Source organism: Microcoleus sp. Aus8_D2 (genome assembly GCF_036702665.1).
Classification (GTDB): Bacteria; Cyanobacteriota; Cyanobacteriia; order Cyanobacteriales; family Microcoleaceae; genus Microcoleus.
In genome coordinates this window covers 67,686-81,481 of sequence record NZ_JAUBUN010000007.1, presented here as the reverse complement: position 1 = coordinate 81,481, position 13,796 = coordinate 67,686, and the positions used below count along the sequence as shown (strand labels likewise).

At 46.6% G+C, this 13,796-nt stretch carries 9 protein-coding genes; 4 read left to right on the top strand and 5 right to left on the bottom strand.

What is annotated here, in order from left to right; all coding sequences use genetic code 11:
• The first annotated feature begins 152 nt into the window (after positions 1-152).
• Positions 153-1,475 (top strand): serine hydrolase, encoded by a 1,323-nt coding sequence (locus QUB64_RS07710; RefSeq protein WP_333269153.1) that lies wholly within the window; start codon positions 153-155, stop codon positions 1,473-1,475.
• Between the two features lie 299 nt (positions 1,476-1,774).
• Here the strand turns inward: QUB64_RS07710 and QUB64_RS07705 are convergent, their stop codons facing one another.
• The 3 genes from QUB64_RS07705 to glgA all read right to left on the bottom strand — a co-directional run bounded on the left by QUB64_RS07705 (position 1,775) and on the right by glgA (position 3,956).
• Positions 1,775-2,146, bottom strand: coding sequence for a DUF4342 domain-containing protein (locus QUB64_RS07705; protein ID WP_333269152.1), 372 nt, complete (start codon positions 2,144-2,146; stop codon positions 1,775-1,777).
• Positions 2,147-2,273: 127 nt separating this feature from the next.
• Positions 2,274-2,438 carry a hypothetical protein gene (locus QUB64_RS07700; protein ID WP_333269151.1) on the bottom strand — a complete coding sequence of 55 codons (165 nt, stop codon included), beginning with the start codon at positions 2,436-2,438 and terminating at the stop codon, positions 2,274-2,276.
• A 42-nt stretch (positions 2,439-2,480) separates the two neighbouring features.
• Entirely contained in the window at positions 2,481-3,956 is a 1,476-nt protein-coding gene (gene glgA / locus QUB64_RS07695; protein ID WP_333269150.1) for a glycogen synthase GlgA, read from the bottom strand.
• A gap of 478 nt (positions 3,957-4,434) precedes the next feature.
• Here glgA and QUB64_RS07690 point away from each other — a divergent pair, with 478 nt between their 5' ends.
• The 3 genes from QUB64_RS07690 (at position 4,435) to QUB64_RS07680 (ending at position 8,952) form a co-directional block, all read left to right on the top strand.
• Positions 4,435-5,163 (top strand): sigma-70 family RNA polymerase sigma factor, encoded by a 729-nt coding sequence (locus QUB64_RS07690; protein WP_333269149.1) that lies wholly within the window; start codon positions 4,435-4,437, stop codon positions 5,161-5,163.
• Positions 5,164-5,530: 367 nt separating this feature from the next.
• A complete protein-coding gene (locus tag QUB64_RS07685; RefSeq protein WP_333269148.1) occupies positions 5,531-6,526 on the top strand; it encodes a DUF1822 family protein in 996 nt (331 codons plus the stop codon).
• Between the two features lie 29 nt (positions 6,527-6,555).
• Entirely contained in the window at positions 6,556-8,952 is a 2,397-nt protein-coding gene (locus QUB64_RS07680; RefSeq protein WP_333269147.1) for a CHASE2 domain-containing protein, read from the top strand.
• Positions 8,953-9,473: 521 nt separating this feature from the next.
• Here the strand turns inward: QUB64_RS07680 and QUB64_RS07675 are convergent.
• Positions 9,474-10,202, bottom strand: coding sequence for a response regulator transcription factor (locus tag QUB64_RS07675; RefSeq protein WP_333269146.1), 729 nt, complete (start codon positions 10,200-10,202; stop codon positions 9,474-9,476).
• 332 nt (positions 10,203-10,534) lie between these two features.
• Positions 10,535-13,792, bottom strand: a complete 3,258-nt coding sequence (locus QUB64_RS07670; RefSeq protein ID WP_333269145.1) for a tetratricopeptide repeat protein — start codon at positions 13,790-13,792, stop codon at positions 10,535-10,537.
• Between the last annotated feature and the right edge of the window lie 4 nt (positions 13,793-13,796).

The following is a 13,796-nucleotide window of genomic DNA, read 5'->3' as shown; positions in this document are numbered from 1 at the left end:
CCGGAAACCGAATATTCTCAAACAAAATAATAAAAATTACGGGTGCGTGCAAGAGTTAACTGTATGATGCTAGGTGGTTCGCCTCGAAAGCGGTTGAGAACAATGTGACCGCCGCTTTCTCGTTGTAGCCGTTAAACTCTTACTCCTCACACATGACTTTAAAACTGCGATGGCTGTTGCCGGCTTTAATTAGCGTTTTGTCGATCGCCCTACCTGCAAAAGCTGATACACTAACATCCTGGCACTTCGACACCCGCCAAAATCAACTGAATTTAACCACAGATTCAGGAGTTCAACCAGAAGTTAAACTAATTGCCAATCCCACCCGCCTAATAATTGACTTGCCGGGAATAGTCTTAGAATATCCCGAAAGTCCTCAAAATTACAACTCAGCTATTCAAGAAATTAGAGTTGGGCAATTTGATAGCGAAACCACCAGATTAGTGATACAATTAACTCCCGGTTATAAATTAGACCCGCAAAAAGTCCGAGTAATTAGAGAATCTGCCACTCGCTGGTCATTTCAGTTACCCAATCCCGAGCAAATAGCCAGCAACGAGTCTTTTCAACCAGCAGCTATTACCCAAGTAGAACAAAAATCCGGTCAAGTGCCCCTAACTGTTGCTGAAGCAACTCCCAGAAACTATGCTGCTGATTTGGCGATGCGCGCCGGTTCGGAGATGAGCGCGATTAAGCCACAAGTCGAAAGTGCGATCGCACAGTACAAGTCCCTCAGCGCCGGAATGTTCTTTCTGGATTTGGATACAGGAGACTATTTGGATATCAAGGGCGATCGAGTATTTCCGGCGGCGAGTACAATCAAATTGCCAATTCTAATTGCATTTTATGAAGATGTAGATGCTGGCAAAATTAGCCTCAACGAAACATTAGTCATGAAGTCAGACTTAGTAGCCAGCGGTTCTGGAACAATGCAAGACGAACCAGATAACACTCGGTTTAGCATCAGAGAAACCGTAGATAAAATGATTACGATCAGCGACAATACAGCCACCAACATGATTATCGAACGTTTGGGGGGAATTGCTAAACTCAACGAGCGTTTTCGCAGTTGGGGATTAACTGATACGAGAATTCGCAATTGGCTCGGCGATTTTCAAGGCACAAATACCACAACTTCTCTGGATATGGTAAAATTGCTATCCATGCTATCTCGCGATAAATTAGTTTCCGAATCAAGTCGGGAACAGGTTTTAGAATTATTGCGGCATACTACAACTAGAACTTTGTTACCTTCTGGTTTAGGACGAGGAGCCGTGATTGCTGACAAGACTGGAGATATCGGTTTTGTAGTTGGCGATGCCGGGATTATTGATATGCCCAATGGCAAGCGTTATTTAGCTGCAATTTTTGTCAAACGTCCTTACAATGACCCGATTGTCAGAGATTTTGTGCGGCGGATTTCGCGGATTGTCTACAATTATTTAGACCAACCTGCGGCGCAAGTATCGAATTAAGCTGTGGCGAATTTCTCGTTTTCAGGCTCTGCCTGGAAATGAATACCAGGAGGCTCTGCCTCCGGTAAAATGAGACTAGAACTAGAAAACTAGAAAGAGCGAGGCAGAGCCTCTAGATATGCGTTACCAGGCAGAGCCTGGAAACGAGATTAAACGAGAGTAAACGAGATTAATATTATTGCTAGCGAAAGCGAAGCAATCCCCAACTCTGAGATTGCTTCGCTTCACTCGCAATGACAAATTAGATGATTGAATGACTAATGACTGCGGACTAATGACTAATGACTGCGGACTAATGACTACTCTTTCCGCTCGATAACCACAGTTAAATGAGCCACAACTGCCCCAACTGTCGCCAGCACAGCAGCAATTGGAAAGATTACACTCCCTGCAACGCCACCTACCAATCCCGCCATTAGGGGAATGTCTGCTAAAATCCGCCCTTCTGAGTTTTTGATGACGAGGCGGCGGAGTTTTCCTTGCTGAATTAGTTCTTTGACTTTACCAATTAAACTGTCAGCGCTAATCTTAAATTCTTCGACTCTAACTTTTTCCTCTGTTACGAACTCTGAGGTGAATAAAGGAGTTTCAACTGTTGGGTTGGCTGAATTTCCGGCCGCTGCTGTTTCGTCTTGCAGGATTGTTACTTGTTGTTCTAGTTGTGAGTTCATTTTGTGTAGGGCGGGCGAACACCAGCCGTTTAATTTCTATACTTCTATCTTGTGCGATCGCACTTTGCAACGACAGCCAAGAAAACCCTACAAGCTACATTCGTACTTTCCCCCCTCGCCTTTTAACTCAAAAGATTACCTCTGTTGACAGTGGACAGTTGGCAGTTGACAGTTGACAGTGGACAGTTGACAGTTGACAGTTACCAATGCCCCATGCCCAATGCCCCATGCCCCATGCCCAATGCCCCATGCCCAATGCCCCATGCCCCATGCCCAATGCCCCATGCCCCATGCCCTATGCCCTATGCCCTATGCCCAATGCCCAATCACTAACTTATTTGTGTCGAATTAGCTCATAAATTTCCACATAGTCTTTAGCTGGATATTTCCACGAATTATCGCAATTCATGCCTTGAATCATCAGTTTTTCAAATTCATCATGGTAGTCATACCACAATCCGATCGCCCGATCGATCGCCGACTCTAAAGCGTAGTAGTCCGTTTGGTAAAATACGTAGCCGTTGCGCTCGGACGGTAGGTGGCTGGTGTCGTAATCGCGATCGAACACTGTATTCACCAAACCGCCCACACCCCGCACCACAGGCACCGTACCGTAGCGCAACCCGATCATCTGAGTCAGCCCACAGGGTTCGTAATTGCTCGGCACCACAATAATATCCGCACCCGCGTAAATTAAGTGCGACAGTTCCTCATTAAAACCCAGTTCCAAATGGCAGTCGGGATTGTCATTTAAAACCCATTTTTCGTGCTGGAAATGCGAGTTAATTCCCGCTTCTGTCGCCGAACCCAAAAGCACGAATTGCGCGCCTTTGCTCAGACAGTAATAAATTGCGTGGTGGAGGAGGTGAACGCCTTTTTGGTCGTCCAAACGACCGATAAAGGTAATCAGAGGCTTGTCAGCATCGCGCAGTAACAGCCGATCGCGCAAAGCTGTTTTAGTTTTAGCTTTTCCTGCCAAATCATCCGCAGTGTAGTGCTGCGGAATGTAGCGATCGCTCTCGGGATTCCACACGTCGTAATCGATGCCGTTGAGCACCCCGCGAAACTTGTCTTGATATATGTGCAAAGTATGTCCCAAGCCGTAGCCGAACTCGCCGACGTGAGCTTCCCAAGCGTGGTGCGGCGAAACTGTCGTCACAAAGTTCGAGTAGACAATGCCACCTTTCATAAAGTTGATGGCAAAAGGGTTAAAATTATCTCGGAGGCGATCGTACTGAAAATAATAATCATCTCGATTCAAACCCGTTGCTTGCAAAACCTCGCTGCCGCCCATACCTTGATGTTTGAAATTGTGAATGGTATAGCAGACTCGCTGATTTTCCATCCAATTGTATTTATAAATTTCAAACAGCATAACTGGAATCAAACCAGTTTGCCAATCGTGACAGTGAATCACATCCGGGCGCTTGTTGCTTCTGAGCAAAAATTCTAAAGCAGCTTTGCTGAAAAATGCAAACCGCATATTGTCATCATTGCAACCGTAATAACAGCCTCGGTTAAAAAAGTTATCTTGCGATCGAGGTTCGATGAAAAAGCACAACACCCCATGCACCCAGCCACAGTACACATCGCATAGGATTTCGCCATCGTACCAGGGTACCGCCAGATCCCGATAGGCATCGTGCAGCCCCCAAATATGGTCATACCTCATGCAGTCGTACTTGGGCAGAATAATCTCGACGGCGTGGCCGGAATTCTGCAACTCCCGACTCAAACCATAAACTACGTCGCCCAAACCCCCTGCTTTGATGACGGGGGCGCACTCTGAGGCAATTTGTACGATGTACATTTTTTTTGCTTACTCCTGGATGAATCAAAAAATATTTTCTTAACTTGACAAAGTATATGATTTCTCGGCAAATAAGCAAGTCGCTCGTTGGACATAAAAGGGCGATCGAATTTCCGGCTAGCAGAATTCGGGGCTGTAGCCCATAACCGCAGAGGAGACAAAGGACACATCCGCGGCCAGCCTCAAAAATCCACACATACCTCATGCGATCGCATTTGTCAAATAAATAGTTTAATTTTTTTTTCCGAAATTGCGCGAAAATTTATCCCGCGATGCTGATAACTGATTTAGAACTTACGCACGAATAGCTAGAAACCGGGTTGGATGGACGAAAATCCTTCGCGCCAGCCACAAAATTAGGTAAAAACCGGCTGGTTGAACCTCGACTGCGCTCATTTACCCCTGGCTTCTTTAGTTTTGATGCGTAAGTCCTGCAAACATCAATTCAGGGATTCTATCTTGGAAATTCAACCCACAAATGCCGTACCCAGCATTCATCCAGAGACTCTTCAGGAGGCCCTCGCCGATGCCGGATGCCAAGGATGAGAAAAACAGTTTAAGCCAACAACTCCAAAAGCTAGTTGCTGAGGCCTGTTCGCATCCGCCCAAAAGCTTGATGCGGCGCCAAAAACTCAGCGAGATAGTGAGGCTGATTGTCAAATCCGGCAAACTTTGGCAAGAAGGTACGCCTCATTATCACGATGCCTTGCAGCAAACTTGGGTCTATTTTTGTCGCAATGTTTGCGAAGCCAACACCGCCAAAAAACCTTACGATCCGCATTTGGGTAGCGTCATTACTTGGCTGGATACATACCTGAAGAAGCGGCTGCAAGACTTCAGCAACGAACGAAAACAGGAGAAAGTTATACGCGATTTACAGCCAATTTCAGCAGACTCAGAAGCACTCGCTCTCATCAATAATGTCGAAAATCCGCCGACTCATTCTGACAGTCCGCTAGTTATCCTAGAAGAGACTAAAAAATGGGTGCTGGCAGATCCCGAGGGAGAGTTAAGAAGCGTTCACATCAAAAAACGTCCCGATGTCACTTGCCAAATTTTAATTTTGAAGCGTCTTCCTCCCGAGACTTCTTGGGAAAATATTGCTCTTGAATTTAACTTGCCAGCGTCAACCGCGCCCAACTTTTATAAAAGAGAATGTTTGCCACGCTTGCGAAATTTTGCCAAAAAGCAAGGATATATAGAATAGAGGTATAGCCTTTCTAGCTCTCATATTCGGGCATAGGGCATAGGGCATAGGGCATCGGGCATCGGGCATCGGGCATCGGGCATCGGGCATCGGGCATCGGGCATCGGGCATCGGGCATCGGGCATCGGGCTATGGGTATAGGGTATAGGGTATAGGGCTATCCTCACCACGCTTGAGAACCGCGATAAGTAGTAAGACTTACGCACGGTAGATCAGAAACCGGGTTTTTTACGAAAAGCTTTCGCCGTAGTCTTCAGATTAGATAAAAAACCCGGTTTCTTTGGTACAAATGCGTAAGTCCCGAGCCACTCAAGGGCAGGCAGGATACCTAGCATCGTCAAAACATATTAACCACAGGAATATCACCATGAATAATAACGTTGAAGATATCAGGCAATCATCTATTCCACTGCCCATTACCACCGCAGCACTGCGGCTTGCAGAGAATTTTTCAAATATTGTAGGATTGATAACACCAGAAAAACAAGAGCAAGTTTATTTCAACACTTTAGCTGTATGTGCAGTAAAAGATTATATGGAAATGATGGATATTCCTACAGACTTGAATGCCAGCGACAGTTGGAACCCTGCCATGCGCCTTTACACCGATGCAGCAGACTTGAAATTAACTCAATTTGGCTATTTGGAATGTCGCCCTGTGAAGTCTGGGAAGTTTTGTGACATTCCGCTAGAAATACCGGACGATCGCATTGGTTTAGTAGCAGTTGAGATTGATATAACGCGGCAAGAAGCTACTTTGCTGGGATTTATGGAAAGTGCAAGCGCTGGTGAGTTAGCGATTGAAAAATTACAAAGTGTTGAAAAGCTACTGCTACATTTGGATTGTCTGGAACGCGGCAAAAAAGCTGTACAACTCAGCCAGTGGCTGCACAATATTTTCGAGGTTGGTTGGCAGTCTGTAGCAGAAATTTTAGTACGGGCAGAACCTAGTTTAGCTTTTCGCTACGGTAGCGCAGTGGTGCGGGCTAAGACAATCTATCTCACACCAGATACCTCGGAACCACCATCAACAACCTTGAACTATTTTCACCGACAACCTAATTTAGATAGGGGTGTAACAGAACCAGTCGAATCTGTAGCTTTGCTAGTGGCGATCGCACCAACAACTGATACTGAAATCAATATTAAAGTACAAGTGCATCCGATCGCCGGGGCAGACAGCTTGCCGCTCAATCTGACTCTGAAACTCATCGACGGCGAAGGAACCACTGTCATGGAAGCTTGTGCCGTCAAAAAAGACAACGGCTGCATGACGCTGGAATTTGCTGCCGATCGCGGAGAATGTTTCAGCGTTGTGGTAAAACTGAAGGAAATCTGTATAGCAGAGAATTTTGTTGCTTAAATCTTCCCGCTGCTTATCAGTTGTTATCCATGGAACAATTAGTTGTCTTAAAGCTAGACGATCACTTGACAAAAGGCGTGCGAGCTGCTCTGGAAATCGGCCCGGAAGGAGAACGGGCCACGGTAGAAATCCAAGCTGTCCTGCCTCCGAAACCAGAAATAGCGGAAAATTACGATCGCTGGCAGTCAGTCTACCGCAGTTTGGGAGATTTCCGCATTAAGCCGATCGCAATTACCATTACCGAATCTCGTGCAGCACAGTTGTCCAAGTGTCGCGAGTTGGCGGAACAATTAAGCCTGCAAATCAATAGCTGGCTCAACTGCGAAAAGTTTCGCAAAGTCAAAGAAACATTGCTCGAACAATTAAGCCCGTCGGACACAGTTCGATTTTTAATCAAAACTGACGACATCGTTTTGCGGCGTCTGCCTTGGTACTGTTGGGATATTTTCGATCGCTACCCGCAAGCCGAAATTGCTTTGAGCGCCACAGCTTATAAAAAACTACCGATTTCCGATCCCCCTAAATCCCCCTTAAAAAGACCCACTTTAAGTAAATTCTCCCCCCTTTTTAAGGGGGGCTGGGGGGGATCTCCGGGTTTGGAAGAACGCTCTATAAATTGCGTAAAAATTTTAGCAATATTGGGAAATAGTGAAAATATTGATATTGAACAAGACTGCAAGATTTTGGCAGAATTGCCATCAGCAGAAATTACTTTTTTAGTAGAACCAAGCCGCTCTTTAATCAGCAAAGAGCTTTGGGAAAAACACTGGGATATCTTATTTTTTGCGGGACACAGTTCTACCGACAGCGACGGTCGATCGGGTAATTTTTATATCAATAAAACCGAGAGTTTAACAGTAAAAGAGCTAAAAAACGGTCTCAAGCTAGCGGTTAGCAGCGGCTTGCAGTTGGCTGTTGTGAATTCTTGCGACGGATTGGGCATAGCGCGGCAGCTTGAAGATTTGGGCATCCCGCAAACGATCGTGATGCGAGAACCGGTGTGCGATCGCGTTGCCCAAGATTTTTTGAAGTATTTTCTCGCCTCTTTTTGTGGCGGGGAATCTTTGTATGTGTCAGTGCGCCTCGCGAGGCAACGATTGGCAGAATTCGAGTCAGAAATTCCCGGCGCGGATTGGCTGCCGGTTATTTGTCAAAATCCTGCTGCAACTCCGCCGACTTGGCAAGAGTTGCTGCACAAACCAGAGGTAAAAATCGACGACAAAAATTCGCGGTATTTGTCTTGGGAGTGTCGCTTGAGTATGGGGGTGTTGGCGATCGCCATTAGTGCTGTTTCTGTCACGGGAATGCGATCGTTGGGCTGGCTGCAAGTATGGGAATTGCAAGCTTTTGACCAATTGATGCGCCTGCGTCCCGCCGAAAGCTTGGATTCGCGTTTGTTGGCGGTGGAAGCAACGGAAGCGGATATCGAAAAATACGGCTTTCCCCTGCCGGATGGGACGATCGCCCAAGCAGTGGAAAAATTGGCACAGTATCGCCCGCAAACCATCGCCCTGGATATCTTTCGCCCTCGCCCTGTAGGAGTCGGTTATGCAGCACTAGCTGCTAGCTTTCAGAGAGATAAAAGTTTAATTGGTTTGTGCAGCGTCAAAGAAACAGGCAAACCCAACAAATGCGGCATTAAACCACCGCCTGCACTCCCAAAAGAGCGCCTCGGCTTCAGCGATGTGGTAGTAGATGCGGACGACATTCTCCGCCGCCACTTGCTGTTTATGCAGCCGCACAACACCGATCCTTGTACTACAGACCACTCTTTGAGCGTGAGGGCTGCCCTGCATTACCTAGCAGCAAAAGGCATCAAACCGCAAACTCTGGCAGGGGACAAAATAGGGCTGGGAAAGGCTATTTTTACACCGATTCATGGCAGTACAGGCGCTTATCAAAATTTAGATAATCGCGGTTTTCAAATGATGCTCAATTACCGATCGCCCCCAAATTTTATTCACCGAGTTACGCTGGCAGAATTGTTAGCAGGAAAAGTCAGTCCCAATTTGATAAAAGACCGAATTATTTTTATAGGCGTGACGGCGCCGATTTCCCATCCCGATTATTTTTTCACGCCGTACAGCGCGCGAGAAATACCTTACCAGAAAATGCCGGGAGTGTTACTTCAAGCGCAAATGTCGAGTCAAATAATCAGCGCTGCTGTGGATGGCCGCGCGCTGCTGCAAATTGCTCCTGTGTGGCAGGAAATGCTGTGGATTTTGGGCGGTGCAGCAGTTGGTAGCGCGATCGCGATTGTCAGCCGGCGCAGGCTGTTTGCGGTGTTGGGGGCGATCGCTTTTGCGGGGATTTTGGGCGGGGTTTGCTGGTTTTTGCTGGTGCGGGGCTGGTGGGTGCCTTTGGTACCGTCAGTTGTGGCAATGGTAGGGGCGTCTGGTATTGCGATCGTCTGTAAGCGAGTCTAAAATGTATGAATCTATTAGGCGATCGTAATTAATAAAAAATCGAAATTTTTGTAGGGGCGGGTTCGCCAACCATCTCTGAAACCCACAAACAATCTCATAAACCCGCCCCATCTCCGCCCTTATTTACATCAATATGATTTTACAATAAAATTTTTACAATAAATTTACCGTACATTTTTATTATTGGTGGGTGGGGGCGGGTTTATGATATTATTCGTTTTTACCGTAAATTTTTGGCGAACCCGCCCCTACAAATATTAGACTTGCATTGCATAAATCTTTGATTAATACAGTTACCGCAGATTTCAAGCAGATGAACACAGATGCAACGCAGATTGTTTTAAGATAAGAGAGTGAATAAATGCCAGAGGTCTCTTGTACATTTTTGTGGATGTGGATTGACTATCTCGTTCATTTTTAGCATAAATGGTTGGCGAGGGAACCCCTACAAATAACGATAAATAATACAGGATGCCTCTTCCGCCCCAAATGAGGAAGAAAGAGGACTTTCATACAATCGCTCAATTAGAAAATATCCTATGATTGCGAGCGTTCGGAGCAAAGGTGTAACCGTATCCGCGAATTGTTTGAATGAAATTTGGCACAGCCCGATCGACTTTCGCCATTTTTTTGCGAATCTGGCCTATATGCACGTCCACCACTCGCTCTTCTGATGCGTCATTGGATTTCCAGCCCCAAATTTTTTCGATTAGCTGTTGGCGAGTCCAAGCTTCATCCGCATGAGTTGCCAAAAAACACAATATCTCATATTCTAATTTGGTTAGAGTCAAAGTTTTATCCTGCAATCTTACCTCCCTACTCATTAAATCGATTTCGAGTTGACCGCAGACAACGCTGCGCGGGTTGACGGTTCTCCCCCGCCGCAACAAGACTTCTACTCTAACTGCTAATTCTTCAATACTGAACGGTTTGCACATGAAATCGTCAGCACCTGCTTTCAGGATTTTAATTCGATCTTCTTCGGCGGTGCGGCTGCTGAGAATCGCGACTAACACATTCGTCCGCTTTTGCATTTCTTGACAAAGTTTATAGCCTGTAGTGTCGGGCAAATTCCAATCTAAAATTACCAGAACTGGGTTGAATTCATCAAAGATTTCTAGAGCACTTTGGCCGTCGGCGGCAAATTTTACTTGATATTGCCGGTTCAGAAAGCGGTAGAGGAGATTGCGGACTGGGGCGTCGTCTTCTACAACTAGAATTTTGGTGTTTTGAGCGGCAGATATTCTCATAATTTTTGACTCACTTGTTAATGCTGCTTTCGCTAAGTAGTAATATCGCGTTCGGTCGATCGACTATCATACGATTGGTTGTTAGTGAGGACTTCAGTTCTCACGATCGGAGGACTGAAGTCTTCATGCCAATCAGTTTGTAGTGCGGACTTCAGTCCGCTCTCAAGCTGCGGACTGAAGTCCGCACTACGAACCTTGCTGATTGCGGTTAATCGATCGCACATGATAGGACTTATCCTGGGGAAATCGCCTTTCTGTGGAGATTTCAGCGAAAAAACTAATTTTTTCGCGGGAATTGGCAATTCTTTACAATATTTAACCGAAACTCCCCATCAGGTTTCGCCGATTAGCGTGAAAGCTGCCCAATCTCTGGGATTTGGGTGCTGCTGCATTGTTTGGAGCATGGCGCGGCGCAGGGCTTGAGCTTTGTTGCCCGTTCGATCGAGATTTTGATAAAATTTCACCATCAAATCGGCTGTAGGAGCATCCGGTACCGCCCACAAAGACACAATCACACTGGAGGTACCAGCCGAAATTAAAGCGCGAGACAAGCCGATCGCCCCGTCACCGGTAATCCGCCCCAGGCCCGTATTGCAAGCACTCAAAACTACCAAATCCGCCTGGAGGTGCAGGTGCAAAATTTCCTCAGCCGTCAGCAAACCGCTATCAGTTTCATCCGGTGCAAAGGCGATCGCGCTGCCGAGCCCGCGAGTGCGATCGAGCAATCCGTGGGTGGCAAAATGGACAATGCGGGCTTTTGACAACCGCTGGAGTACGGCAGCTTTGGTAGCAGAATTGCCCGTGAGGGCTTGGGTATGGAACAATTGGGCGATCGTCTTAGCTTCGGTTTCTGAATGCGGCAAAGCAGATAACTGCTGCGGAGGTTGGCCCGGTACCAGAACAACTTCAGGCATCGTCGGATTTCCTACTACTAATACCAAATCCGGGTTTAATGCCTTTGTTGTTCTTAACTCTGTTACTCTTAAGTCCGCGTCGGCGTCCAGGATTGTTTGTATAGACGCGGTTTCAACCGCCGAGAAATCTTGCCGTTTTTGACTGGTTAATTCCAGAATTTGAATTGCAGGAGCCGTCAAAATAGTATGTTTTTCAATTAAGTATTTCCCAGCAGCATCTTGCAGCGCCGGAAACGGAACTAAAAACAGTTCGCCTTGAGGAATAAAGATAATTCGAGCTTCTGGCTCGGTCGGCAACAAGTCAGCAATCGGTTCAATTAGTAGTTGATGAAGTTTTTGCAAGCGAGGGTGATTGGTGAGGCTAGATTGCACTTTGGCTGTGACATCAATTGCAGGTCTGGGAATAGTTAACCCTTTGGGAAAAGAGGATTGCCAGAGCGATAGAATGTTGTGATTTGCATCCACAGATATTACGTGCCAAGGTTCCCAATTCGGGGCATCATCGTGGAGTTTGACTAAATCGCCTGGGTGAATTTTTAGGGTGGGATTGAAATCGCGATTCCTGATGCCGATCGCCTCGCGAGAGTCCGCAACCAGCTCTTTGAGCGGAGTATGTTCGTAGTTGAGGTCAACTTGGCGGAAGGCAATTTCACCCGCGGGCGGAATTACCCAAATAAACAGTTCTTCTAAAAAAGAAATCGAATATTCCACAAAAGTGGCATTTTGTGCTTTGGCAATTTCTTGAATGCGAGCGATGTTAGGCGGCTCAATATCGGGTATCGCATCTGAATTGGCAGATAACCGAGCACCCAGTAATTCTACAAACGCCCGCGCCCGCCCCCGCTCCGCAATTTCCAGCGCCTGTTTGGTTTTTTTCTGGACGATCAGGGCTTTTTCTAAATGGCGGTAAGTTGCGGCTTGGGTTTCAAAAATAGATACTTTAAAGTTATCGCGATCGCTCAATTTTCCCCGCAGCGATTCCCAAATTTGAATTGCATCGCCCAAGACTGTTTCAGCTTCTGCAAACTTGCCAAAGTCAAATAAAGCAAGTCCTAAATTGTTGAGAGTTGCCCCTTCTGATGCCGTTTCGCCGATCGCCCGCGCGATCTCCAAACTCTTCCGGCTGTATTCGATCGCCCGCTGATACTGCCCCAAACAGCGGTAAGCATTGCCCAAATTTCGCAAGGAAGTCGCTTCCCCAGAGCGATCGCCCATTTCCTGTTGAATATCTAAGGATTGTTTGTAGAATGCGATCGCCCGCAAGTAATGCCCCAAATTACTGTAAGCATTACCCAGAATCACCAAAGCATTAGCTTCTCCAAAGCGGCTCTCAATTTTCGGTGCAAGATTCAGGGACTTCTGACAGTATTCGATCGCCAATTGATTTTGTCCCAGAGAAACGTAGGTACGTCCCAAAGCATTTAAGGAGTTCAATTCTCTATGCTGAGAGTAGATTTTTCGCGCCATATCTAAAGACTGAAGTTGGCATTCGATCGCCTGCTGGTATTCGCCAAGGGAATGATATGCACTCCCCAAATCGCGCCAGGAAATAGCTATTCCCCCATAGTTTCCGATTTCTCGATGAATATTTAAACACTGCTGGTGGCACTCAATTGCTTGCAAATATTCCCCCTGGGCATCGTAAATACTACCCAAAGCATTTAGAGACTCAGCTTCTCCAGGGCAGTCGCCGATATCTCGCTGAATATTTAGCGCTTGCTGGTGACAGTAAATTGCTTGCGAGTATTCCCCCAGCGAACTGTAGATATTGCCTAGATTGTTCAGAGAATTCGCTTCTCCGTAGCCGTTGCCGTTGTTTCTATGAATATTGAGCGACTGCTGATAGTATGCGATCGCCTGCGAGTATCTTTCCACAGGAATATTATCATTGTCCGAGAAAGAATCTTGCGCGGAGTGCGGTATTTCCAATCCCTTCGGAATGTTAACAAAAAATTTCTTATAAATCGGAGACTGAATCGATCGGTAAATCGACAATATATCTGCTGCCGATAGCGCCTGTTTGTAGAGTCTCATATCCCCAATATTGCCCCGAAAAATGCCACCAAAATCGTCCGATCGCCTGCCAACAGTCAGAGGCATACTATTGTTGAGTGAACCTTGTTGGTATATTGGTCTGAACCGCCAACCTACTTCCTTGCCATCGACATACCAGCACCCTCCATTCATGCGATCGCGATCGACTGTTACCGCAACGTGATGCCATCGATCGTCGCTAACAACTGGGAAATTAGCAATTTTTTCGTAACGATCGATGGCACAGTTTAGCCAACTTTTTTCATCCGCCATTTGCAGGTTAATTTTGCCCTGATAAACAAAGAAAGCCCAGCCCCGTAAAGGGCCAGAATTTTGAATCCGTTTATCGATAATCTTGGCAATACCCAAATCACTCGTGCGAATCCACGCACAAACAGAAAAGTCTTCCGTGCCTACATCCAGCAAAGGAGTCACTGGGAAAGTAACGTAACCTCCAGTCAGCAACAAACTTTCCGGCGGCCCGTTTGGCGATGGCTCAACAGCACGGCAAACGCTGTCAATTAAGCGTGCTGGAGGGAGATCCGGGCGATCGCTCGCCAAGTTCCCCGCTGCGTCAAATGACCAAAGGGCGATCGGCGCTGTATTGAAAGTATTGTAGGCGCTTAATATCGGGTATTTCATCGAT

Coding starts and splice junctions, on each gene's coding strand:
- QUB64_RS07710 (WP_333269153.1), top strand. CDS start 153: ATGACTTTAAAACTGCGATGGCTGTTGCCGGCTTTAATTAGCGTTTTG.
- QUB64_RS07705 (WP_333269152.1), bottom strand. CDS start 2,146: ATGAACTCACAACTAGAACAACAAGTAACAATCCTGCAAGACGAAACA.
- QUB64_RS07700 (WP_333269151.1), bottom strand. CDS start 2,438: ATGGGGCATGGGGCATTGGGCATGGGGCATGGGGCATTGGGCATGGGG.
- glgA (WP_333269150.1), bottom strand. CDS start 3,956: ATGTACATCGTACAAATTGCCTCAGAGTGCGCCCCCGTCATCAAAGCA.
- QUB64_RS07690 (WP_333269149.1), top strand. CDS start 4,435: ATGCCGTACCCAGCATTCATCCAGAGACTCTTCAGGAGGCCCTCGCCG.
- QUB64_RS07685 (WP_333269148.1), top strand. CDS start 5,531: ATGAATAATAACGTTGAAGATATCAGGCAATCATCTATTCCACTGCCC.
- QUB64_RS07680 (WP_333269147.1), top strand. CDS start 6,556: ATGGAACAATTAGTTGTCTTAAAGCTAGACGATCACTTGACAAAAGGC.
- QUB64_RS07675 (WP_333269146.1), bottom strand. CDS start 10,202: ATGAGAATATCTGCCGCTCAAAACACCAAAATTCTAGTTGTAGAAGAC.
- QUB64_RS07670 (WP_333269145.1), bottom strand. CDS start 13,792: ATGAAATACCCGATATTAAGCGCCTACAATACTTTCAATACAGCGCCG.